Below are 22363 nucleotides of genomic sequence, written 5' to 3' on the forward strand. Positions count from 1 at the left end.
GTGGATGGATTGCGGTACCCAGAGAGGGACTCGAACCCCCAACGCGCCGGGTCTGAGCCGGCGGCCTCTTCCAGTTGGGCTACCTGGGCCTAAGCCAACGGGGAGAATCGAACTCCCTCCTCCGGGTTACGAATCCGGTGCACCACCGTTCATGCTGCGCTGGCATCGCGCTCCCTCACATGGATTCGAACCACGCTTCCAGCATCCAGAGTGCTGTGTCCTGCCGGCTGGACGATGAGGGAAGGTCTGAGAGCCATCGACGGGAATCGAACCCGTTACTCTTGGGTGGAAGCCAAGCATGTCGCCGTGTACACCCCGATGGCCTGGTAGCGAGTAGGGGAGTCGAACCCCTGTTTCCGCGCTGAGAACGCGGCGGCCTGACCGCTGGCCGAACCCGCCAAAAATGATCCATCCGCTGTGGAGTTGTCAACGAACGCACGTGACGCAGGGGCGACAGGATTCGAACCTGCAGCCGTCGGTTTTGGAGACCGGTGCTCAACCAGTTGAGCTACGCCCCTAAGCAAAAGCGCATAAGCAGAACCGCATAAGCAAAACCGCCCGGCCCCGGGTGCGGGGCGGGCGGCTGAGGGAGGCTCCCGAAAGAGCGCTTACCCTCGCCACCGTCCCGGCCGCTCGGCGAGCGTGAACAGCCCGGTGCCCAGCAGCTGCTGCTGCCCGGCTTCGGTCCCGGTCCACGTCGTCATCGCTGCGGCCTCTCGGTGTGTGTGCCCCGTTCGCTTACCTGAACGACGGTACGCGCCGCGCTCGAGCCCGGGCAACGCATTAAATGCGTTAGGTTCGGACGCATGGGCGACGGGTACACGGCTCGGCTGGCGCCGCGGTGGCGGCGTCTGCTCGTGGTCGCCTCGCTCGCCGTGTCGGTGCCGGTGCTGTGGTTCGAGCCGGCGGTGCTCGGCGTGGCCGGCGCGCGGGCCGTGGCCGCGGTGCTCGTGGTGGCCCAGGCGCTCGCGCTGTGGTTCGTGGATGTGCGGCCGCGGGCCGGGACGGCCGTCGTGCTGGCGGCCGGCGCCGGCTTCCAGGTGCTGTTCCCGGCGTTCGGGCCGGGGTTCGCGTTCGTGGTGCTGTGCACCTACGCCTGGCTGCGTCCCGCCTCCGACTCGCTCTGGATGCTCGGGCTCGCGGTGGTGGCGGTGTGCGGGCCGGCGGCGGCGCAGCAGCGGTGGCTGCCGGCGGGGCTGTGGCTCGGGGCGTGCCTGCTCGCGTGGAGCTGGGGCGCCCAGGCCCGGGCCCGCGGGGCGCGGCGGGCGGCGGAGCGGCGGCAGGCGGCGCTGGAGGAGCGGGCGCGCATCGCGCGGGAGCTGCACGACGTGCTGTCGCACACGGTGTCGGTGATGGTGGTGCAGGCGGCCGCGGCCGACGACGTGTTCGACGTGAACCCGGCGAAGGCGCGCGAGGCGCTGCGGCGCACCGAGGAGACCGGGCGGCAGGCGCTGGCGGAGCTGCGCTGGTTCCTGCGTACCGTGCGGGAGTCCGACGGCGACGAGAGCGGGCCGCAGCCGTCGCTGGACGACCTCGAGCGGCTCGCCGAGTCGGTGCGCGGGGCCGGGCTCGCGGTCGAGGTGGTGCGGGAAGGCGAGGGCGCGGTGCCGATGGCGGTGCAGCTGGGGGCGTACCGCATCGTGCAGGAGGCCCTCACGAACGCGCTGCGCCACGCGCAGGGGTCCAAGGCGACCGTGCACGTCCGGATCGACGACGGAGCTCTGGTGGTACACGTGCAGGACGACGGCCGCGGCGGAGCGTCGCCGTGGGCGAACAAGGGCAGCGGGCAGGGCCTCGCGGGCATGCGGGAACGGGCCCGGCTGCTGGGCGGGGTGTTCACGGCGGGGCCGCACCCGGGCGGCGGGTTCCGGGTGGAGGCGCGGCTGCCGATCGGGGAAGCAACGGGAGGACCGGCGTGACGATCAGGGTGCTCATCGCGGACGACCAGGCGCTGGTCCGGTCCGGGTTCCGGATGATCATCGAGGCGCGCGACGACCTCGAGGTCGTGGGGGAGGCCGGCGACGGCGCGGAGGCGGTGCGGCTCGCCGCCGAGACGGCGCCGGACGTGGTCCTCATGGACGTGCGGATGCCGGGCACCGACGGGGTCACGGCGACCCAGCGGCTGACCGCGGCCGGGCCGGCGCCGCGGGTCATCATCCTGACGACGTACGACCTGGACGAGACGCTCTACGCGGCGCTGCGGGCCGGGGCGAGCGGGTTCCTGCTCAAGGACGTCCGGCCGGCCGAGCTGGTGGAGGCGATCCGGGTCGTGGCCCGCGGGGAGGCGCTGCTGGCCCCGACGGCGACGCGGCGGCTGCTGGACCGGTTCGTGGCCACCGACACCACCCCGCCGGCCCCGGTCGGGGCGCTCGCGCAGCTCACCGAGCGGGAGCGGGAGGTGCTGGGGCGGCTGGCGCGGGGCGCGGCCAACGCGGAGATCGCGGCGCAGCTGGTGGTGACCGAGGCGACGGTGAAGACGCACGTGTCGGCGATCCTGCGCAAGCTGGGGGTCCGCGACCGGGTGCAGGCGGTCGTGCTCGCGTACGACCTCGGGCTGGTCAAGCCGCGCCCCTCAGCCTGAAGAATGAGGAAATAGACCGGTCCCCGGGCCGAGGTGCCGCACCGCCGAAATCCATAACGTCGACGGCATGAACCCGCAGCAGCGCAACGCGATCCGCCTCGTCGTGGGCCTGCTCATCGCCGCCCTGACGGTGAGCGTCTCCTTCGCCGTGCTCACGCTCGTCTTCCGCCACGACGTGCTGGCCCACCAGCACGCCCGGCACCCCGGCGCCGACCCCGCCGCCCTCGAACGCACCCTGTGGACGCGGCCGATCCCGCTCCTGGCGGTCGCGGTGCTCTACATCTGGGTGATCCGCCGGCTCCGCGCCGGGGCCGCCGGGGCCTACCGCCGGGTGCGGATCGTCTCCGCGGTGGGCTTCATCGCGGTGGCGTACCTGTTCCTGACCGCCGAGTACCCGGCGTGGCTGCGCGGCCTGCAGGGGGTACAACTGGCGCTCCTGGCTCTGCTGATCGTCGCCGTGAACCGTCCCGTGATGCGCTCGGCGTTCCCGGCCGGGCCGGACGAGCGCCCCCGCAACCGCCGGGCCGCGTGGCTGCTCGTGCTCGCCGCGCCGCTCGTCGCCGAGCTCAGCCTGGGCACGATCCCGCTGCGCACGGCGTGGGTCCTGCTCGTGTTCGCGCCGATGTACGGCGGGGGTGCGCTCTTCCTCCGCGAGATCGTGCGGCGCACCGGCGGCGGCTACGCGAACCTGCTGCTGATGGGCGTCGCCTACGGGATCGTCGAGGAGGGCCTGGTGCTGCAGAGCCTGACCAGCCCGCACCTCTACCACGCGGCGGACTGGGCGCCGCGGCTGTTCGGCCTGAACACCGACTACACGCTGCTGAACCTGGTGTACCACGCGGTGTTCAGCCTCACGATCCCGGTCGTGCTCGTCGAGCTCTGCTTCCCGGCCCACGGCACCCGCCCCTACCTGCGCCGCGGCGGCCTCGTCGCGACCGGCGTCGTCGCGCTGGCCGGGGCCGCGATCGTGCGCCTGGCGGTGCCGCCGGCGGAGGACCCCGGCTACACGATGCCGCTGGGCGCGGTGCTCGGCTTCGCGGCCGTCGCGCTGGGGGTGGCCGTGGTGGCTCTGCGGGTACACCCGAAACCGGCTCTTCCGCAGCGCGCACCGAGCCCTCGGCCGCTGGCCCTGACCACCGGCGCCGCCGCCCTGCTGTTCTTCGGGCTGGCCTGGCCCTTCGGCGGCGCGCGGCAGCCGCTGTTCACCCACGGCTCGTGGGCCCTGCTGCCGATGGCGGCCGCGACGGCGGTGGTGGTCCTGCTGGTGTACCGCATGCGCCGGTGGAGCGCCGGCGCCTCCTGGTCGCGGGAGCACCTGATCGCGGCGGTGACGGGGGCGCTCGTGGCGCACACGGTGTTCGGGCTGCTGGGCCAGGCGGACGGCGCCCTGGACCGCGGCTTCCTGGCCGCGCTGGCGGTGCTGACGGCGGCCCTGGGCGTGGCGGCGCTGCGCCGCCCGACGCCGGTGGCGGCGTGACCGTGGAACGGGTCACCCAGGGGCGGTCACCGTGCGGCCGCCCCGGCGGCGACCCGGCCCGACGTCCGGGAACGAGCCGTCGCCGAACAGCACGCGCGCGGCCGCCGCCCGTCCGGCCCGGCCGCGCATCGCCCCGACCGCCGCCTCCACCAACGCCGGTGACCGCATCCCGGCGAAGGCCCGGCGCAGCAGCAGCCGCCCGCGGAACCGGGATCGCAGGATTCCGCCGTCGTAGCGCCGGAGCTCCCGCGGATCGCCGCTGCGCAGATAGGCCACGGCGACCGACGCGGCCAGCTGCGACAGGCGCAGGCAGGGATCGAGCCCACCGGCGGTCAGCGGCGACACCGCCCCGGCCGCGTCCCCGACCAGCAGGCCGCCCGGGCCCGCCAGCCGCCGCAGCACCCCGCCGACCGGGATCAGGCCGCCGCGCCGGTCGACCGGGCCGGTCGGGGCCGCCCGCCCCGGCGCGCCGGCGGCGAACTCGTCGAGCAGGTGCCGCACGCCCCTGGGCATCGCGCGCGGGTACCCGGCCACCCCGACGTGGGCGTGCCGGCCGTCGTCGATGACCCAGCCGAGGTACCCGGGCGCCACCCGCGGATCGAGCACGCAGTGGAACGTCGGCACCCGGCTCCCGGCGGCGACCGGGTGGACCAGCTCGGCCCCGACCAGCAGCCGCCGGTTGACGTCGAGCCCGAGGTCCCGGGCCACCCGCGAGCGGGCCCCGTCCGCGCCCACGAGGAAGCGGACCCGCACCGGCTCCCACCCGTGCAGGCGGACCACCCCGCCGGCCGCGCCGTCGTACCGGGTGCCCAGGCGCACCTCGGCCCCGGCCGCCTCCGCCTGCCGCCGCGCATGCTCGTAGACGCCCGGCATGTCGGCGACGCGGTACTCGTCGCGTTCACTGGTGAGCCGGACCGGGTCGCGGCGCGAGGGCGGGTACAGCACCACGTCCCGGACCCCGGGCCCGAGCAGGTGCTCCGGCAGGTCGAAGTCGTCGAGGGTGCGGCGTACGAAGATCCCGGTCGTGCGGACCCCGGCCGCGAGCGAGCGCCGCTTGTCCACCACGACGACGTCGAGCCCGTGGAGAGCCAGCAACCGCGCCGTGTGCAGGCCGGCCAGGCCCGCCCCGACGACCAGCACATCGATTGTCCGCACGCCCCGACGCTAGGCCGGGCGAGGCTGAGATCCGCGCCCGTGCACCGAACCTCCGCGACACCCTCACAAGTCGTCGAGGCGCCGCCGGGTCGCCTCGGCGCCGGCGTCGCCCAGCTCCTCGTACAGCCGCAGGGCCCGTCGCCACGCCTCCCGGGTGCCCGCCCGGTCGCCCGCGGCCAGGCGGGTCTCGCCGAGCTCAACGAGCATCCGGGCGTGGGAGGCGCGGTCGCCGAAGTCGTCCATGAGCCGGATGGCCTGGCGGTGGGCGCGGGTCGCCTCCGCGTAGTCGCCGCCGCGGTGGTGGATGTCGGCGTTGTTGTTCCAGGCGAACGCCTCCCCGTGCCGGTCGCCCGCGCGCTGCAGCAGCGCCTGGGAGCGCGCGCCGACCTCGAGCGCGAGGGCGAGGTCGCCGTTCTCGACGTGGGCCCAGGACAGCGCGTTGAGCGTGCGGCCCTGCCAGAGCAGGTCCCCGGCCTGCTCCGCGAGGGCCAGGGTCCGGCCGAACTCCTCGGTCGCCTCCTTGTGGCGCGCCTGCGCGGTCAGGAGCATGCCGGTGCTGTACCGCGCCCGCGCCTCCCCGATCGCGTCGCCCAGCTCCGCGTGGAGCCGCACCGACTCGGCGAGGTGCTCGGCGGCCTCCTCGCGCCGGCCCAGGCGGTGCAGGATCCGGCCGATCTCGCGGTGGGCGTTGGCGCGCCCGGGCACCTCGCCGATGCGGTGCATGACGCCGAGCGCGGCGGTCTGCGCGGCGATGAGCTCGGCGCGGTGACCGCGCCAGTCGAGGTACGTCGTCATCGTCCACGGCAGCTGCCACGCGTGCACGTCGAAGCCCTCGTCCGCGGCGAGCTGCACGGCCGCGGTCAGCACCCGGTGGTTCGCCTCGAACCAGGCCAGCGCCCGGCTCGGGTCGCCGAGGCGCGGGACGGTCAGCCCCGCCACCGGCTCCGGCGGGTTCAGCGGGCGGCGGCCCGGGTCGATGGCCAGCGCCGCGGCGTGCGCCGTGTGCAGGTGGTGGTCGAGCACCCGGTGCACCGCGGCGCGCCGGTCCCCGGGCGGGTCCTCGGTCTGCGCGAGCCCGGTGGCGTACGCGCGCAGCAGGTCGTGCAGCGCGTAGCGCCCGGGCACGGGCTCGGCGAGCAGGTTCGCGTGCCGCAGCGCCCGCAGCCCGGCCTGGGCCGGCTCCAGCGGCTCGCCCGCGAGGCTCGCGGCGCCGGGCGCGGTCAGGTCCGGGCCCGGGTGCAGGCCCAGCAGGCGGAAGAGCCGGGCCGCGGCCGGGTCCAGCGCGCGGTACGACCAGGAGAAGACCGCCCGCACGTCGGTGGCCGGGTCGCCGCCGTCGAGCGCGTCGAGCCCGCCCCCGGCCGCGCGCAGCTGGGCCGCCTGGTCGGCGAGCGACACCCCGGCCCGCGTCGCCACCTGGGCGGCCGCGATCGCCAGGGCGAGCGGCAGCCGGGCGCAGCGGGCGACGATCTCGTCCACCGCGTCCGGCTCGGCCGCCAGCCGGTCCCGGCCCAGCCGACCGGCGAGCAGCTCCCGGGCCGCGTCGTTGTCGAGCAACCCCAGCGTGATCGGGTGCACGTCGTCGTCGAGCAGGCCCGGCGCGGTCGGGTGCACGTCGTCGTCGAGCAACCCCGGCGTGGTCGGGTGGCCCTCCGCCGGGCCGAGGCCGGAGCGGCTGGTCACCAGGGTCACCGACGGCCCGGAGCCGGGCAGCAGCGGGCGCACCTGGTCGGGCGTCGCGGGCGTTGTCGAGCACCACGAGCAGCCGGCGGCCGGCGACGGTGGCGCGGAACCGGGCGGCGAGCTCGTCCGGCTCCTCGGGCAGCGTCTCCGGCCCGTTGAGGGCGGCGAGGAACCCGCGCAGCGCCTCGGCCGGGTCGGTGGCGGCGCCGCGCGGGTCGAAGCCGCGCAGGTTCACGTACAGCTGGCCGTCCGGGAACCGGTCCGCGACCCCCTGCGCCCAGTACACGGCCAGGCTGGTCTTGCCCGCGCCCGGCGGCCCGGTGATCGCGCACACGACCGGCCCGTCCTGCGCCGCGGCCGCGTCCAGCCGGGCCAGCTCGCCGGCCCGGCCGCTGAAGCCGCGCACGGCCAGTGGCAGCTGGGCCGGGGCCGGCGGGGGCGCGGCGGCCGGGGCGGTGCCGGCGGCGAGCGCGGGGTCGCGGCGCTCGATCGCCGCCTCCAGGTCACGCACCGTCGGCCCCGGGTCGAGCCCGAGGTCGGCGCCGAGGGTCTCGCGCAGCCGCCGGGCGGTGCCGCGGGCGGCCCGGTGGTCTCCGCAGCGGTACTGCGCGAGCATGAGCAGCCCGTGCAGCCGCTCGTCGAACGGATGGTCCCCGGCCAGCCGCTCAAGGTCGGTCACCACGGCCGCGTGCTCGCCCAGCAGCAGCCGGTCCTCGGCCAGCGCGACCTGCGCCCGCAGCCAGACGGTGTGCAGCCGCTCGGCGTCGTCCTCGAGCCCGGCGACGCCCGTCAGCGGCCGGCCGCGCCACAGCGCGACGGCGGCGCGCAGCAGCCGCACCCGCTCGCGGGGGTCGTCGGTGTCGGCGGTGGCCCGGATCAGCCGGTCGGCCGCGGCCACGTCCGTCGGGTCCTCGCCGCCGTCGACGCGCAGCACGTAGCCGGGCGCCCGGGCCGCGACGGCGCCGCCGCCGGCGAGGGCGCGCCGCAGGTACGACACGTGCTGTTGCAGCGTGTTGAGCGCGGTCGCGGGCGGGCTTGCGCCCCAGACGGCCTCGATGAGCCGGCCGGTGCCGACGACCTCACCGTGCGCGAGCGCGAGGACGGCGAGCAGAGCCGTACGGCGGTCCCCGGCGACGGTGCGGATGCCGCCGCCGACGGCGATGTCGACCGGTCCCAGCAGCCTGATCTGCATGCCGGCAATCTATCGGCCACGGCGGCGAACGAATCTGAACGATCGCGAACGGTTCTGTACGGATCGTGGCGACCGCCTTCCGCGCCGGGTTCGGATGTGCTCTCGGACATCGGTCGGTTTCGACCGAGCGGAAGGAGAGCTGTGAATCTGTCCCGAACCGTGGCGGGCCGCCATCGCCTGACCGCCGCGCTGCGGATGTGCGTGGTACTCGCCACGGTGGCCGTCGCCGCCGTGGGGGTCCCGGCCCCGGCCGGCGCGGCGACGAGCCAGCTGAAGGGTGTGAACTGGGCCGACGCCCGAGACAACTTCGTCAACGGCGTGCTGTACGTGTCCGGCCTGAGCGCCTCGGACACGTACGCGTCCGCCGGCACCGTCGCCAACCAGGTGGTGGGGCAGCTGTACTCCATCACCGGCGCGAACACCGTCCGGATGCCGATCAACGAGCCGACGGTGTCCGGGTACTGGGCCACGTACACCGGCGCCGTCGACGCCGCGCTCGCCAAGGGCAACGTGATCCTGGCGTACTGGGCGTACAGCAACGGCAAGCCGGCGACCACGGCGGGCTTCAACCAGATGTGGGACACCGTCGTGGCGAAGTACGGCAGCAACCCCAACGCCTACTTCGAGGTCATCAACGAGCCGTACGGCTACAGCACGACCGACCTGAACAACCTCTACAACGGCTGGCTGGCCCGGTACCCGTCCGTGCCCCGCGGCCGCGTCATCCTCGACGGCGCCGGCTACGCGCAGAACCTGGCCGCGGTCGGCGGCGACAGCCGGCTCGACAACACGCTGCTGGCCGCGCACGACTACTCGTTCTTCGTCAGCCCGCCGTACGAGGACGAGACCGACTGGGCCAACCACGTCGGCAACTACATCGGCTCCTACGCCTCGCGCACCATCGTCACCGAGTGGGGCGGCCCGATGGGCCCGGGCAGCAAGAACGGCGTCAACTACGACAAAATCGACTACAGCGTGCCCAGCGGCACGTTCTTCGCCGACTACCTGCGCGGGGTCAGCAGCAAGCTGCGCAGCCTCGGCGTCGGCAGCGTGTACTGGCCGGGCCTGCGCGACGGCGACTGGTACAGCCTGACCACGAAGACCGGCAGCGGCTCCGGCATCCGGCTGACGCTCGCCAACGCCTCCGGACTGGCCCGCCTGCAGTACGCCTGGGGCGTCGGCACCGGCGGCGGCACGTACGTCACCATCCGCAACGGCGGCACCGCCCTGGCCGTCGACGGCATGGGGCGAACCGCCAACGGGTCGAACGCGGGCCAGTACGCGCTCGGCAGCGCCACGAACCAGCAGTGGGTCATCGAGAACGACGGCAGCTACGTGCGGATCAAGAACCGCGCCACCGGCCTGTACCTCGACGGGATGGGCCGCACCGCCAACGGGAGCGCGGCCGGCCAGTACGGCGACACCAACGCGACCAACCAGCAGTGGACGGTCGTCACCGTGGCCAACACCGTGCGGATCAAGAACCGGAGCACCGGCCTCTACCTGGACGGCATGGGCCGCACCACCAACGGCTCGGACCTGGCCCAGTACGGCGACAGCAGCTCCGCCAACCAGCAATGGTCGATCGTGGCGGCCGGCTGACGGCCCGTGGCGCTACGGTGACCGGGTGGATTACCTGACCGGCTTCGGCCGTCCGCTCGGCACCACCGCGCCGCGGGCCGCGTTCGGCACGGACGCGCCCCGCCTGAGCCTCAACGGCACCTGGCGGTTCCGGCTCGCGCCCAGCGTGGCCGAGGCGGCCGCCGGGTTCTGGGCGCCCGACTTCGACGACACCGGCTGGGCGGAGCTGCCGGTGCCGTCGAGCTGGCCGATGCACGGGTTCGGCCGCCCGGCGTACACGAACGTCGTCTACCCGTTCCCGGTCGACCCGCCGCACGTGCCGACCGACAACCCGACCGGCGACCACCGCCTCGTCTTCGACGTCCCGGCCGGGTTCGCGGGGCTCGGGGCGCGGCTGCGCTTCGACGGCGTCGACTCGTGCGGGCGGGTGTGGCTCAACGGCGTCGAGCTCGGCGTCACCCAGGGCAGCCGCCTGCCCGCCGAGTTCGACGTGACCGCCGCGCTGCGGCCGGGCGGCGCGAACGTCCTGGCCGTGCGGGTACACCAGTGGTCGGCGGGCAGCTACCTCGAGGACCAGGACATGTGGTGGCTGCCGGGCATCTTCCGCGACGTCACCCTGCTCGCGCGGCCGGCCGGCGGCGTCGACGACGTGTTCGTGCAGGCGGGGTACGAGCCCGACGGCCGCGGCCGGCTGCGGGTCGAGGGGCCGGCGGACGCGGTCGTGAGCATCCCCGAGCTCGGGCTCGACCGCCTGCCGGCCGGGACCGCGCACGACGCCGGCCCGGTCGAGCCGTGGACGGCCGAGACCCCGCGGTTGTACGAGCTCGTCGTCGCCACCGCCACCGAGACGGCGACCCTGCGCATCGGCTTCCGCACGGTGGCGGTCACCGGCGGCATCCTCACCGTCAACGGCCGGCGGATCGTCCTGCGCGGCGTCAACCGCCATGAGTTCCACCCGGAGCTCGGCCGGGTCGTGCCGCCCGACGTCGTGCGCGCCGAGCTCGAGCTCATGAAGCGCCACCACGTCAACGCGATCCGCACCAGCCACTACCCGCCCCACCCGGCGGTGCTCGACCTGTGCGACGAGCTCGGCTTCTGGGTCATCGACGAGTGCGACTACGAGACGCACGGCTTCGAGCCGGTGGGCTGGCGCGGCAACCCCAGCGACGACCCGCGGTTCGCCGAGGCGTGCGTCGACCGCATGCGGCGGATGGTGGAGCGGGACAAGAACCACCCCTCGGTCATCATGTGGTCGCTGGGCAACGAGGCCGGCGTCGGCGCGAACCTGGGCCGGATGGCGGACTGGGCCCGCGAGCGCGACCCGGGCCGGCCGCTGCACTACGAGGGCGACCGCAGCTGCGCGCACGTCGACGTCTACAGCCGCATGTACGCCGGCCACGCCGAGGTCGACGCCATCGGGCGCGGCGAGGGCCAGGTGCCGCACCTGCCGTTCATCTTGTGCGAGTACGCACACGCGATGGGCAACGGGCCGGGCGGGCTCGCCGAGTACGACGAGCTGTTCGACCGCCATCCGCGCTGCCAGGGCGGCTTCGTGTGGGAGTGGCTCGACCACGGCATCCGCCGGCCCGAGGGCGACTACGCCTACGGCGGCGACTTCGGTGAGCCGCTGCACGACGGCAACTTCGTCATCGACGGGCTCGTCTTCCCGGACCGCACGCCGTCGCCGGGGCTCACCGAGCTGGCGGCCGTGTACGCCCCGGTCCGCCTCAACGTCGGGGCGGGCGAGGTGACGGTGCGCAGCCGGTACGTCTTCCGGAGCCTGGCCGGGGCGGAGCTGCGCTGGTCGGTCACGGTCGACGGGGGGCCGGGGGCGGAGGGGTCGGTGCCGCTGCCGGTGGTGGCGGCGGGGGAGATGGTCGTCGTAGCACTAAATCATGATATGGCCGATAAGCCGGGGAGCGGGGCGGCCGACTCGTCGGGTTCTGAGGCCTGGCTGACCGTGCACACCGTTGCGCCGGACGGGCTTGTGCTGGGCAGTGGGCAGGTCCAGCTCCGCGCGGCCGCCCCGGTCCCGGGTGTGCCGGCGGGGGCGGGGCCGCGGCGGGACGGGGGCGTCATCCGGCTCGGGGCGGCCGAGTTCGAGCCCGTGCACGGGACGCTCACGCGGCTCGGGAGCCTCGCGCTGCGCGGGCCCGTGCTCGACGTCTGGCGGGCGCCGATCGACAACGACCGCCTCGGCCACGATCCGGTCGCCGCCCGCTGGCGGGCCGCGGGGCTGCACCGGATGACCCACCGGCTGCTCGGCCTCGAGCTCGGCCCCGACGCCCTGGTGGTGGCGACCCGGGTGGCGCCGGCGGCGGCGGATCGGGCGCTGCTGGCCTGGTACACCTGGCGGACCCTCGGCGACGCCGTCGAGCTGACCGTGCGGGTCGAGCCGGCCGGCGACTGGGACGTGCCGCTCCCGCGCCTCGGCGTGCACCTCGAGCTGCCCGCGGACCTCGGTGCCGTGGCCTGGTTCGGGGCCGGCCCGGGCGAGGCGTACCCGGACTCGCGCACCGCCGCGCTGACCGGCCGCTACGAGTCCACTGTGGACGACTTGACGACGCCTTACGTGTACCCGCAGGAGAACGGCAACCGCGCCGACGCCCACTGGCTCACGCTCACCGGGCCGGACGGCCACGGCCTGCGCGTCGAGGCGGCGCCGCGCATCGACTTCACCGCGCGGCGCTGGTCGACGGCGGCGCTGGACGCGGCCCGCCACCGCTCGGAGCTGGTGGCGGAGGACCGCATCCATCTGCACCTGGACCACGCCCACCACGGGCTGGGCAGCGCCGCCTGCGGGCCGGGCGTGCTGCCGCAGTACGAGCTGCGCCCCGAACCCGCGACCTTCACGGTGACGCTGCGGGCCTTCTGATAGCGCCCACCGCGACCAGCGTCAGCCACAGCCAGCCGACGCCGACGGTCAGGCGCTGCAGGAGGCCCGCGACGCCGACGAGGTGCGGGTTCTGGCCGAAGCCGGCGGTCGCGAGCACGAAGAGGGTGACGAAGGCGACGGCGCTCAGGGCGGAGTACGCCGCCCGGAGCGGGGAGCGGCGGCGGGCGTACGCGTAGGCGAGGACGAGCATCGCCGCGGCGAACGCGACGAAGCCCGGCAGCGAGAACGCCAGGTCGTGCAGCCGCCCGGGCCACGTCGGCGGGTCCGGCACGGGCGGCGTGCCGGCCGGGTAGCCGCTCACCGGGTCGGTGGCGAACGCGCCCGCGCCCAGCAGCCCCACGGCCCAGACGGCCAGCAGCAGCGGGGCGGCGACGGCGCCGGGCCCGGGGCGCAGGGCGCGGCGCAGGCCCACGGCGAAGACCAGGCACAGCAGGCCGGCGACGACGAAGTTGACGGTCTGCACCCAGCCGCCGGGCCCGAGCGCGAGCGAGCTGACCGGGTGCCGCAGGGGGTCGTACCCGGCGTGGAGAACCGGCTCGACCAGGAAGGTCACGGTGAACAGCGGGCCGGCGACCAGACCGGCGCGGAGCAGGCGGTTGGGGCGGCGCGGTGGGCGACCGGGCGTCGCCGCCGCCACGAGAGTCTGAGTCCCCGTCATGTGTCAACCGTAGTTGACAGTAAGTGGCGCGTCAACCCGAGTTGACGTGATTCGGCGGGAGCCGAATGGCTTCCTGAGGGCGGGCCCGCCTTCGTACGGTCCGCGGTATGACGACTCGAACCATTGCTCTTACCGATGCGCTGCTCGACTACGTCGCCGCGTTCGACAGCGCCCGCGACGCCCTGACCGTCGAGCTGATCGAGGAGACGCGGGCCGCGTTGCCGGAGGCGTACGACCTGCAGGTGTCCTCGGAGGAGGCCGGGCTGCTCGCCCTGCTGACCCGGATCACCGGGGCGCGGGATGCTCTGGAGATCGGCACGTTCACCGGGCTCTCGTCGCTCGCGATCGCCCGGGCGCTGCCGGCGGGCGGCCGGCTCGTGTGCTGCGACGTGTCGGCCGAGTGGACCGCGGTCGCCCGGCGGTACTGGGATCGGGCCGGGGTCGGGCCACGGGTCGAGCTGCGGCTCGGGCCGGCGGCCGGGACGCTCGCCGCGATGCCGGCCGGGCCCGCGTTCGACCTGGCGTTCATCGACGCGGACAAGGTGTCGTACCCGCGGTACTGGGCGGAGGTCGTGCCCCGGATGCGGACCGGCGGCGTCATCGTCGTGGACAACGTGCTGCGCGGCGGGCGGGTGCTCGAACCGGTCGACGAGCCGAGCCGGATCGTGGCCGAGTTCAACCGGCAGGTGCTCGCCGATCCCCGGGTCGACTCGGTCATGCTGCCCGTCGCCGACGGGATCACCATCGCCCGGGTGCGGTGAGGGCTGGACAAACGGCCCGCCGCCGGGCAGCGTCCGGGCCGTGATTCGCATTCGGCTCGACGCGCGGACACTGGCCCGGACCCGGCTCGCGACCAGCCCGCTCAATGAGGTCGTCGGGGCGCTCCACCTGCTGTTGCGCAGCCCGGGGGCGGTGCCGTGGCCCTACACGGCGTGGGCGGAGCGGGCCCGGGCCGTGTTGCGCGACGACCCGCGGCTGGGACCGCTGCGGTTGTACCCGGCGCTGCACGGCCGATGGCACGAGCGCCCCACGCCGGACGTGTTCTCGCCGCCGCCGCCGTCGGCCGGGCCCTCGATCGGCGAGGAGCTGGCGGCGTTGCGCTCGACGCCGCCGCCGACCGTCCGCGCGCAGCTGGCCAAGCACTACCCGGGCGGGGGCCCGGCGGCGCTCGCGCCGTACCGGGACGATCCCGCCGCGGCCCTCGACCGGCTCGCCGCCGCGCTCGCGGTGTTCTGGCAGGCCGCGATGGCGCCGTTCTGGCCCGCGATCCGCACCGCGCTCGACGAGGAGGTGCTCGCCCGGTCGCGCTCGCTCGCGACCGCCGGGCCGGCCGCGGTGCTCGGCGAGTTGCGCGGGCGGGTCCGGTGGGAGCCGCCGGTGCTCGGGCTCGTCAAGCCGGTCGAGTCCGCGGTCGACGCCGCCGGCCGCCGGCTGCTGCTCGTGCCGGTGCTGTTCGCGCAGGACGTGCTCATGTGCTCCACCGACGACCCGGAGGTGCTCATGGTCACCTACCAGGCCCGAGGCGCCGGGGTGCTCGCGGCGCGGCGGGCCGCGCGCGCCGGTGGTGGTGGCGACGATCGGCTCGCGCTGCTGACGGGCCCGGCGCGGGCCGCCGTCCTGCGTGCGCTGGTGGCGCCGGCGACGACGACCGGCCTGGCCCGGGAGCTCGGCCTGGCCCCCAGCACCGTGTCGCAGCACCTGTCGACGCTGCTGGCGGCCGGGCTGGCCGAGCGGCACCGGGCCGGCACCTCGGTCCTGTACGCCCTCACCCCCGACGCCACCGTGCTCCTGCGCCTGCTCGGCCCGGCCGCCTGAGCTACGGGACCAGCAGGGTGCCCGCGCCCTTCAGGCGGCGTACGACCGGGGACGTCTCCGCCCCGGTGACGCCCTCCAGGGCGCCGACGCGCTCGGCCAGGTAGTCGTACAGCGCGTCCAGGTCGCGGCAGACGACCGTGGCCGAGATGTTCGCCGGGCCGGTGATGGCGGCGGCGTACCCGATCTGCTCGTGGGCCGCGAGCGCCCGCGTGACCGGCGTCAGCGCGGACGGGGCGACGGTCAGCCAGAGCAGCGCCTCGGCGTGGTAGCCGAACGACGCGGGCTCGACGTCGACGTCGAAGTACAACACCTTGCTCCTGTGCAGTTCCTCCAGGCGGCGGCGGACCGTCGTCTCCGACCAGCCCGTGGCGCGGGCGAGCGCGGGGAAGTCCGCGCGGCCGTCCCGGGCGAGCTCGGTGAGCAGCGCGTTGTCGGCGGGCGTCGCGGTGACCGGGCCGGGCGCGGGGGCGGTCGGCTCGGGGCGCAGGGCGGCGATCTCGCCGGGGGTCAGCGCGGAGGTGCGGCCCGGCCAGCCCTCGAGGCCGGCGACGCCGCGCAGCACGCAGTGCGCGGTCACGGCGGTGACCTTGGGGGAGCGGGGCAGCTTCTGCAGCAGCAGGTCGCCCTCCTCGGCCTGGCGGCGGGTCCGGGTGATGCACGAGATCTCGGTGCCGCCGGACAGGATGAGCACCCACGAGGTGTCGGCGCGCCGGGCCAGGGCGGTGGCGACCGGCATGGCGGCGTCGGGCGTGCAGCGCATGCGCACCAGCCAGTCGACGTGGCCGAGGGCGGCCGCGTCCGGCAGCCCGACCACGCGGAGCAGGCCCTCCGAGCGCAGCCGGCGGTACCGCCGGGCGACCGTGCGGTCCGAGGCGCCGAGCACCTCGCCGATGCGGCTGAACGGGGCCCGGCCGTCGATCTGCAGGGCGTGCGCGATGCGGCGGTCGAGCTCGTCGAACGTGAGTGGATCCACCGCCGCAACGGTACCGCGTGCCGGATAACGCCGAAATCCCGCCTCACGGAGTCGCATGCGGGGAAACGCGGGAGGCTCGGCGCATGCGCAAATGGCTGCCGCTGCTCGCGGTCTCGCTGAGCACCCTCATGCTGCTGATCGACATCACGATCGTCAGCATCGCCGCCCCGGCCCTGGCCCGGGACCTGCACGCGTCGTTCGGCGCGCTGCAGTGGACCGTCGACCTGTACGTGCTCGTCCTCGCCGCGATGCTCATGGCGGCCGGCTCGCTGTCGGACCGGGCCGGCCACCGGCGTGTCTTCGTCGCCGGGCTCGTCGTCTTCGCCGTCGCGTCGCTGGCCTGCGGGCTCGCCCCGAACGTCGGCGCGCTCATCGCCGCCCGGGGCGTGCAGGGCCTCGGCGCCGCGGCCATGTACGCCACGAACGCCGCCCTGCTCGGCCGGGCGTACCAGGGCCGGGACCGTTCGTTCGCGTTCGGCGTCTGGGGCGCGGCCAACGGCGCCGCCGCCGCGGCCGGGCCGATCCTCGGCGGGCTGCTCACCGAGCACGTCGGCTGGCGCTCGATCTTCCTGGTCAACCTGCCCGTCGCGGCCGCGGCGCTGCTGCTGGCGCGGGTCGTGCCCGGCGAGCGGAGCACCCGGCCGGCGGGGCGCCCCGACCTGCCCGGCATCGCGAGCTTCACGGCGGCGGCGACGCTGCTGGTGTACGGCCTGATCCGTGCCGGCGACGCGGGCTGGCGGGACCGCCTCACCATCGGCGCCCTCGTCGCCGGGGCGCTCGCCGTGCTCGCCTTCGTGCTGGTGGAGCGCGGCCGCCGGGAGCCGATGCTCGACCTCTCGCTGTTCCGGCGGCCCGCGTTCTCGGTGCTCATGTTCGGCGCGGCGGCCCTGACCGCGTCGGCGTTCGCCGGGCTCGTGTTCGTGTCGGTGTGGGCGCAGTCGGTGCTGCACCTCGACGCGATGGACGCCGGGCTGGTCCTCGCGCCGATGTCGCTGGTCGCGTTCGTCGTCGCCGGGGCCGGCGGGCGGCTGCTGCACACGGTGCCGGCCCGGCTCAGCATCGGCGTCGGCCTGCTGCTCATCGCGGCCGGCGACGCCCTCGGCCTGCTGGTGGGGCCCGGCTCGGGCTGGCCCGCGGTGGTGCCCGCCCTCGCGGTCATCGGCGTCGGGGTCGGGCTGAGCACGCCGGTCCTCGCGTCGGCGACCCTGGCGGCGGTACCGGCCGAGCGCGCCGGGATGGCCAGCGGCGCGTCGAACACGTTCCGGCAGATGGGGTACGCGCTCGCGCTGCCCGTCTTCGCGTCCGTCCTCGCCGCGGGGGCCGGCGACGTGCTGGGCGGCGGCGCCTCGGCGGCCGGGTTCGCCGAGGGCCTCGACCGTATCTTCGGCATCGGCGCGGCCATCGCCCTGGCCGGCGGCATCGCCGTGCTGGCGCTGCTGCGTACCACCACGGATGTACGCGAAAGTGCCGACCCTGGCCTGACGACAGCCGCCCCCGAACCGGAAAGGATCGGTTCCTGAAAGGGGGTCCTCTCCGATGTCCTCGCCCTATCGGTTCGTCGTCCCGGTGCCGCGCCGCGCCGCCACCGGGACGGTCGCCGCGGTGTACGCCGCGTCCGCCCACGAGCTCGGCGCGCTCTTCGCACCGCACCTCTCACCCGCACCGGACCTGCACGCCGCGCTCTGGGCCGTGCTGCGCGAGTCGATGCTCACCGGCACCGCCCCGCGGGCCCGCAAGGAGGCCGTCGCGGCCGCCGTGGCCGTGGTGAACCGCTGCCCGTTCTGCATCGACGCGCACACGGCCATGCTGCACGCGACCGGCGAGCACGGCCTGGCCGCCGCGGTCCTGCGCGGCGAGGAGCCCGACGCGCTCGTCGCCTGGGCCCGCTCGACCCGCTCGGCCGCGCCCGCGCCCTGGCCGTTCCCGGTCGCGCTCGCCCCGGAGTACGTCGGCACGGCCCTGGCCAACCACTTCATCAACCGCATGGTCGACGCGCTGCGCCCCGGCTCGCCGCTGCCGGGCGGGGCGCTGCGCTCCCCGTCGCGCCGGGCGGCCGGGTTCGTGCTGTCCCGCACGGTGCGCCGCACCCTGACGCCGGGGCAGAGCCTGGCCCTGCTGGAGCCGGCGGCCGGCCCGGTCGCCTCGCCCTGGGCCGGGGACGGGCCGGTCGCGGTGGCGTGGGCGGCGTTCGAGCGGGCCGCCACGGCCGGCGGCGAGCTGCTCGGCGACGCCGCCCGGGCGGTCCTGCACGAGGCGGTGGCCGCGTGGCGGGGCGAGCATCCGGAGCTCGGCGGGTGGCCGGGGACCGTGCTGGACGCGGTACCGGAGGAGGAGCGGGCGGGGGCGCGGCTGGCCCTGCTGGCGGCCCTGGCGCCGTACCGGCTGACCGAGTCCGCCGTGGCCGCGTGGCGCAGCTCGGTCGGGCCGCGCGGGGACGCAGAGCTGGTGCGGGTGCTCGCATACGGGGCGTTCGCGGCGGTCCGGCAGCTGGCCGGAAGGATGGTGGTCACCGAAGGGAGCGCCTGACCGGCGGCCGGCATGGGGGTTCTGTCATTACCTGCTACGGCAGACCCTCCCGCCGGTGCGCGCGAGCCGCTTCCATGGAGGACGTGAACCTTCCAGGCATCGGCATGGCCGCACCCTCCACGGACCGGGCCGCGCGGTGCTCGTCCTGCTCGCCGGGGGGTGAGCAGGACCCCGGGGTACCGGCACCGGTCCGGCGCTGACACCCTGGAGGTGCACGTCGGCGGCCGGCCAGGAGAAGGGCACTACATTGGAGTACACACGGCTGGGCCGGACCGGTCTGCGCGTGAGCCGGATCGGGCTGGGTTGCATGAGCTACGGCGTCGCCGCCGAGGGCATGCACCAGTGGACGCTGGACGAGGACGCCGCGGCGCCGTTCTTCCGCCAGGCCGTCGAGCTCGGCGTCACGTTCTGGGACACCGCGAACGTGTACCAGGGCGGCACGTCGGAGGAGTTCGTCGGCCGCGCGATCAACCGGTTCTCCCGGCGCGAGGACGTCGTGCTCGCGACCAAGGTCAGCGGGAAGATGCACGACGGACCCGGCGGCCGCGGCCTGTCCCGCAAGGCCGTCCTGGAGCAGGCCGACGCGTCGCTGCGGCGCCTGGGCACCGACTACATCGACGTGTACTACATCCACCGCTTCGACCCGGAAACGCCGGCCGAGGAGACCATGGCCACGCTGCACGGGCTGGTGCAGGCGGGCAAGGTCCGGTACCTCGGGGCCTCGTCGATGTGGGCCTGGCAGTTCGCCAAGCTCCAGCACGTCGCGGTGCTCGGCGGGTGGACACCGTTCGCGGCGATGCAGGACCAGTACAACATCCTCAAACGCGAGGAAGAGCGGGACATGATCCCGATGTGCCTCGACCAGGGCGTCGGTCTCACGCCGTACTCGCCCCTGGCGAAAGGCCGGGCGGCGCGACCGTGGGGCGCGCAGACCGCCCGGTCCGCGTCCGACGCCGTCGCCAAGGCGTTCGACCGCGACGTCGACCGGCCGGTCGTCGACGCCATCCAGCGGGTCGCCGCGGCCCGGGAGGTGCCGATGGCGCAGGTCGCCCTGGCCTGGCTGCTGACCAAGCCGGTCGTCAGCTGTCCGATCGTGGGTGCGACCAAGCCGCACCACCTGCGGGACGCCGTCGCCGCGCTCGCCCTCGAGCTCACCGGCGACGAGATCGCCGAACTCGAGGCGCCCTACACACCGCAGGACAACTACTGGTGGTGAGCGCTCGACGCACGCGTGCGGGCGCTGCGGGGAACGAGCCGGTCGAGCCGTATGCGAGCGGCCGGCGGCCCGGTTGTCGCGCACCTGTTCGTTGCTTGAAGGTGCCGGCGCAGATGTTGAGGGGGCGTGGGTGGAGCGAAGCTCCCCCACCGCGAGCGTAGCGAGCCAGGAACTCAGCGAAGCTCCCCCACCGCGAGCGTAGCGAGCAGGGATTACAGTGTCGGCATGGCTGACGAGATCGTCGATGTCGTGATCCGGCCCGACGGCAAGGTGGAGCTGCACGTCACCGGCGTCGACGGGATGGTCTGCGTCGAGCACACCGAGCAGCTTGTCGGCCTGCTCGGCGGGGACGTCGAGGCGCAGGAGCTCACCGCCGAGGCCTACGTGCAGACCGAGACCGAGATCGACCAGCCGAACCGGCTCTGGCATTGACCGGGTCGCTGCTGATTCACGCGGTCATGCCGCGCAGCCGCGCCAACGGGCCCGGCGAGCGGATGACCGTTTGGGTTCAGGGCTGCTCGCTCGCGTGCACGGGCTGCTTCAACCCGGACACGCATCCGGACGGCGGGCGCGGCGATCGGCGCACCGTGGACGAGCTGCTGGCCGCGGCCGAGGCCGAGCAGGACCGGATCGAGGGCGTCACGCTCACCGGCGGGGAGCCGCTGCAGCAGCCCGGGGCCGTCGCCGCGTTCGCGGCCGGGCTCAAGCGGCGCACCGGGCTGGGGCTGATCATCCTCACCGGGTACTCGCGGCCGGAGATCGAGAGCGATCCCGCCCGGCTGTCGGCCGTCGCCGACGCGGACCTCGTCGTGGCCGGGCGGTACCAGCGCCGGGCGCACCTCGGGGGCGGGCTGCGCGGGTCGTCGAACAAGGCGTACTGGTGGCGCACCGGACGGTACCGCCACATCGACCTCGAATCCGTGCCCGAACTGGAGGTGCTCGTCGGCGCCGACGGGACCCTCACGATCACGGGCATGGCGGCACCGGGCATAGGGGCGGCGTGACCGTGAAGGACGAGATCCGGCTGTACCTGCGCGCCCGCGTCGCGCTCATCGTGCTCGTCACGATCGAGGAGCAGCGGGCCATCGACATTCTCGACGAGGTACGGCGCGAGCGGGACCCCGGCGCCGACCTCGTCGTGTGGGACGTCGCCGACCACTTCACGTCCGCGGCCAAGGCGCCCGCGGGGCAGCGGCCGCTGCCCGAGACCGGCGACCCCGGCACCGCGCTGGACAAGATCAAGGAGCTGGCGAACAAGGCCCCGGAGCGGCGCGACATCTACGTGCTCAAGGACTTCCACGAGTTCTGGGGCCGCGACCCGCGCATCCGGCGCAAGCTCAAGAACCTGGCCCAGCAGCTGGTGTACACCGGAGCCTCGCTCGTCGTCGTCGCGCCGACCCGCGGCGTGCCGGTCGAGCTGCGCAACGACGCCGTCGTCGTCGAGCTGCCGCTGCCGACCGAGGCGCTGCTGCGCCAGGAGCTCGACGCGCTCATCGCGAGCACCACGGGCGTGCGGGCGGCGCTGACCGGGCCGGGGCGGGCCAAGCTGGCCCAGGCCGCGCTGGGGCTGACCGTGGCCCAGGCGAAGCGGGCCTTCGCGAAGGCGATCGTGCGCGACGGGGCCCTGGACGAGCGGGGCATCGACACGGTACTGCAGGAGAAGAAGGCCGTCGTCCGGGAGAGCGGCGCCCTGGAGTTCTACCCCGTCGAGGAGAGCACCGACGACGTCGGCGGCCTCGACGCGCTCAAGCGGTGGCTCACCCTGCGCGAGCGCGCGTTCTCGGAGGAGGCGACGCAGTACGGCCTGCCGGCGCCGAAGGGCCTCGCGCTGATCGGCATCCCGGGCACCGGCAAGAGCCTGACCGCGAAGATGATCGGCGGGCAGTGGCGGCTGCCGCTGCTGCGCCTCGACGTCGGCGCGCTGTTCGGCTCGCTCGTCGGCGAGAGCGAGGAGCGGGTGCGGCTGGCGGTGCAGCTCGCCGAGACGGTCGCGCCGTGCGTGCTGTGGATCGACGAGATCGAGAAGGCGCTCGCCGCGGGCGGGCTCGACGGCGGTACCTCCCAGCGGGTCTTCGGCACCATCCTCACCTGGATGCAGGAGAAGACCGCGCCCGTGTTCGTGGTCGCCACCGCGAACGACGTCGCCGCGCTGCCGCCCGAGACGCTGCGCCGCGGCCGGTTCGACGAGGTGTTCTTCCTCGACCTGCCGACCGAGCGGGAACGGCGGGAGATCATCGCGGTACACCTGCGCAAGCGCCGCCGCGACCCCGAGGCCTTCGACGTGCACCACCTGGCCCAGATCTCCGACGGCTTCGTCGGCGCCGAGCTGGAGCAGGCGGTCATCGACGCGATGTACCACGCCTTCGCCGAGGACCGCGACGTGCGCACCGCGGACGTCACCGAGGCCCTGCTGCGCACCGTGCCGCTGAGCCGGTCGCAGCGGGAGGTGATCGAGCACCTGCGCGCGTGGCTGCGCCAGGGCCGGGCCCAGCCCGCCTCGGCCGGCGCCGACCGCCGCGACCCGGCCGCGCCCGGCCCCGGCCCCGGGCTGGAGCTGGACCTGCCGGGCGACCCCGACGGCTGGGAGGGTGAGCTGAACTGAACTGGTTC

At 75.1% G+C, this 22363-nt stretch carries 17 protein-coding genes, 6 tRNA genes and 1 pseudogene; 13 read left to right on the plus strand and 11 right to left on the minus strand.

Annotated elements, in window-relative coordinates:
* Positions 1-15: 15 nt before the first annotated feature.
* The 6 genes from ACPPVO_RS17855 to ACPPVO_RS17880 form a co-directional block, all read right to left on the minus strand.
* Positions 16-89 (minus strand) — tRNA-Leu (locus ACPPVO_RS17855).
* 3 nt (positions 90-92) lie between these two features.
* Positions 93-164: transfer RNA gene (locus ACPPVO_RS17860), tRNA-Thr, on the minus strand.
* Positions 165-170: 6 nt separating this feature from the next.
* Positions 171-242: transfer RNA gene (locus tag ACPPVO_RS17865), tRNA-Gln, on the minus strand.
* Between the two features lie 9 nt (positions 243-251).
* Positions 252-323: transfer RNA gene (locus ACPPVO_RS17870), tRNA-Gly, on the minus strand.
* A gap of 1 nt (position 324) precedes the next feature.
* Positions 325-399, minus strand: a tRNA-Glu gene (locus ACPPVO_RS17875).
* 46 nt (positions 400-445) lie between these two features.
* Positions 446-518 (minus strand) — tRNA-Trp (locus ACPPVO_RS17880).
* 288 nt (positions 519-806) lie between these two features.
* Here ACPPVO_RS17880 and ACPPVO_RS17885 point away from each other — a divergent pair.
* The 3 genes from ACPPVO_RS17885 (at position 807) to ACPPVO_RS17895 (ending at position 4058) form a co-directional block, all read left to right on the plus strand.
* On the plus strand, positions 807-1919 hold the full coding sequence (locus ACPPVO_RS17885) for a sensor histidine kinase (protein WP_426512323.1): 1113 nt from the start codon (positions 807-809) through the stop codon (positions 1917-1919).
* Positions 1916-2581 carry a response regulator transcription factor gene (locus ACPPVO_RS17890; protein WP_360376871.1) on the plus strand — a complete coding sequence of 222 codons (666 nt, stop codon included), beginning with the start codon at positions 1916-1918 and terminating at the stop codon, positions 2579-2581. The genes ACPPVO_RS17885 and ACPPVO_RS17890 overlap by 4 nt, the downstream gene beginning before the upstream one ends.
* Before the next feature lie 67 nt (positions 2582-2648).
* Entirely contained in the window at positions 2649-4058 is a 1410-nt protein-coding gene (locus ACPPVO_RS17895; protein WP_426512324.1) for a hypothetical protein, read from the plus strand.
* A gap of 12 nt (positions 4059-4070) precedes the next feature.
* Here the strand turns inward: ACPPVO_RS17895 and ACPPVO_RS17900 are convergent, their stop codons facing one another.
* From ACPPVO_RS17900 to ACPPVO_RS17910, 3 genes and pseudogenes are all read right to left on the minus strand, one after another.
* Positions 4071-5213, minus strand: a complete 1143-nt coding sequence (locus ACPPVO_RS17900) for an NAD(P)/FAD-dependent oxidoreductase (protein WP_426512325.1) — start codon at positions 5211-5213, stop codon at positions 4071-4073.
* A 63-nt stretch (positions 5214-5276) separates the two neighbouring features.
* Positions 5277-6896 carry a tetratricopeptide repeat protein gene (locus ACPPVO_RS17905; RefSeq protein WP_426512326.1) on the minus strand — a complete coding sequence of 540 codons (1620 nt, stop codon included), beginning with the start codon at positions 6894-6896 and terminating at the stop codon, positions 5277-5279.
* Positions 6897-7443: 547 nt separating this feature from the next.
* Positions 7444-8088, minus strand: a pseudogene (locus ACPPVO_RS17910) (AfsR/SARP family transcriptional regulator); the annotation flags it as partial.
* A 429-nt stretch (positions 8089-8517) separates the two neighbouring features.
* Between ACPPVO_RS17910 and ACPPVO_RS17915 the strand changes: the two are divergent.
* Together ACPPVO_RS17915 and ACPPVO_RS17920 are read left to right on the plus strand one after the other, a co-directional pair.
* Complete coding sequence (locus ACPPVO_RS17915; RefSeq protein WP_426514644.1) at positions 8518-9690, plus strand: RICIN domain-containing protein; 1173 nt, start codon at positions 8518-8520, stop codon at positions 9688-9690.
* Positions 9691-9715: 25 nt separating this feature from the next.
* A complete protein-coding gene (locus ACPPVO_RS17920) occupies positions 9716-12544 on the plus strand; it encodes a glycoside hydrolase family 2 TIM barrel-domain containing protein (protein WP_426512327.1) in 2829 nt (942 codons plus the stop codon).
* On the opposite strand, the gene ACPPVO_RS17925 is transcribed toward ACPPVO_RS17920, so the two are convergent.
* Positions 12519-13223: a DUF998 domain-containing protein gene (locus ACPPVO_RS17925; RefSeq protein ID WP_426512328.1), complete on the minus strand. Its 705-nt coding sequence runs from the start codon at positions 13221-13223 to the stop codon at positions 12519-12521. The genes ACPPVO_RS17920 and ACPPVO_RS17925 overlap by 26 nt on opposite strands.
* 107 nt (positions 13224-13330) lie before the next feature.
* Here ACPPVO_RS17925 and ACPPVO_RS17930 point away from each other — a divergent pair, with 107 nt between their 5' ends.
* Entirely contained in the window at positions 13331-13984 is a 654-nt protein-coding gene (locus ACPPVO_RS17930; RefSeq protein WP_426512329.1) for an O-methyltransferase, read from the plus strand.
* A gap of 40 nt (positions 13985-14024) precedes the next feature.
* Positions 14025-15038 (plus strand): ArsR/SmtB family transcription factor, encoded by a 1014-nt coding sequence (locus ACPPVO_RS17935; protein WP_426512330.1) that lies wholly within the window; start codon positions 14025-14027, stop codon positions 15036-15038.
* A gap of 1 nt (position 15039) precedes the next feature.
* On the opposite strand, the gene ACPPVO_RS17940 is transcribed toward ACPPVO_RS17935, so the two are convergent.
* On the minus strand, positions 15040-16011 hold the full coding sequence (locus ACPPVO_RS17940) for an Lrp/AsnC family transcriptional regulator (RefSeq protein WP_426512331.1): 972 nt from the start codon (positions 16009-16011) through the stop codon (positions 15040-15042).
* An 83-nt stretch (positions 16012-16094) separates the two neighbouring features.
* Here ACPPVO_RS17940 and ACPPVO_RS17945 point away from each other — a divergent pair, with 83 nt between their 5' ends.
* From ACPPVO_RS17945 to ACPPVO_RS17970, 6 genes are all read left to right on the plus strand, one after another.
* The gene (locus ACPPVO_RS17945; protein WP_426512332.1) at positions 16095-17531 is read left to right on the plus strand and encodes an MFS transporter; all 1437 of its coding nucleotides are present in this window, start codon (positions 16095-16097) and stop codon (positions 17529-17531) included.
* A 16-nt stretch (positions 17532-17547) separates the two neighbouring features.
* A complete protein-coding gene (locus tag ACPPVO_RS17950) occupies positions 17548-18537 on the plus strand; it encodes a carboxymuconolactone decarboxylase family protein (RefSeq protein ID WP_426512333.1) in 990 nt (329 codons plus the stop codon).
* A 307-nt stretch (positions 18538-18844) separates the two neighbouring features.
* The gene (locus tag ACPPVO_RS17955; RefSeq protein ID WP_426512334.1) at positions 18845-19753 is read left to right on the plus strand and encodes an aldo/keto reductase; all 909 of its coding nucleotides are present in this window, start codon (positions 18845-18847) and stop codon (positions 19751-19753) included.
* Positions 19754-19978: 225 nt separating this feature from the next.
* Positions 19979-20185 carry a DUF2997 domain-containing protein gene (locus ACPPVO_RS17960; RefSeq protein WP_360376899.1) on the plus strand — a complete coding sequence of 69 codons (207 nt, stop codon included), beginning with the start codon at positions 19979-19981 and terminating at the stop codon, positions 20183-20185.
* Between the two features lie 62 nt (positions 20186-20247).
* Positions 20248-20757 carry a 4Fe-4S single cluster domain-containing protein gene (locus ACPPVO_RS17965; protein WP_426512335.1) on the plus strand — a complete coding sequence of 170 codons (510 nt, stop codon included), beginning with the start codon at positions 20248-20250 and terminating at the stop codon, positions 20755-20757.
* Positions 20754-22355, plus strand: coding sequence for an AAA family ATPase (locus ACPPVO_RS17970; RefSeq protein ID WP_426512336.1), 1602 nt, complete (start codon positions 20754-20756; stop codon positions 22353-22355). The genes ACPPVO_RS17965 and ACPPVO_RS17970 overlap by 4 nt, the downstream gene beginning before the upstream one ends.
* Positions 22356-22363: the final 8 nt, after the last annotated feature.

The sequence above is a fragment of the Dactylosporangium sp. McL0621 genome, from assembly GCF_049995355.1.
Lineage (GTDB): Bacteria > Actinomycetota > Actinomycetes > Mycobacteriales > Micromonosporaceae > Dactylosporangium.

Excerpts from the sequence above, each read along its gene's own strand:
- ACPPVO_RS17930 (WP_426512329.1), top strand. The coding sequence starts at position 13,331 with ATGACGACTCGAACCATTGCTCTTACCGATGCGCTGCTCGACTACGTC.
- ACPPVO_RS17955 (WP_426512334.1), top strand. The coding sequence starts at position 18,845 with ATGAGCTACGGCGTCGCCGCCGAGGGCATGCACCAGTGGACGCTGGAC.
- ACPPVO_RS17885 (WP_426512323.1), top strand. The coding sequence starts at position 807 with ATGGGCGACGGGTACACGGCTCGGCTGGCGCCGCGGTGGCGGCGTCTG.
- ACPPVO_RS17945 (WP_426512332.1), top strand. The coding sequence starts at position 16,095 with ATGCGCAAATGGCTGCCGCTGCTCGCGGTCTCGCTGAGCACCCTCATG.
- ACPPVO_RS17960 (WP_360376899.1), top strand. The coding sequence starts at position 19,979 with ATGGCTGACGAGATCGTCGATGTCGTGATCCGGCCCGACGGCAAGGTG.
- ACPPVO_RS17965 (WP_426512335.1), top strand. The coding sequence starts at position 20,248 with ATGACCGTTTGGGTTCAGGGCTGCTCGCTCGCGTGCACGGGCTGCTTC.
- ACPPVO_RS17925 (WP_426512328.1), bottom strand. The coding sequence starts at position 13,223 with ATGACGGGGACTCAGACTCTCGTGGCGGCGGCGACGCCCGGTCGCCCA.
- ACPPVO_RS17895 (WP_426512324.1), top strand. The coding sequence starts at position 2,649 with ATGAACCCGCAGCAGCGCAACGCGATCCGCCTCGTCGTGGGCCTGCTC.
- ACPPVO_RS17915 (WP_426514644.1), top strand. The coding sequence starts at position 8,518 with ATGCCGATCAACGAGCCGACGGTGTCCGGGTACTGGGCCACGTACACC.
- ACPPVO_RS17950 (WP_426512333.1), top strand. The coding sequence starts at position 17,548 with ATGTCCTCGCCCTATCGGTTCGTCGTCCCGGTGCCGCGCCGCGCCGCC.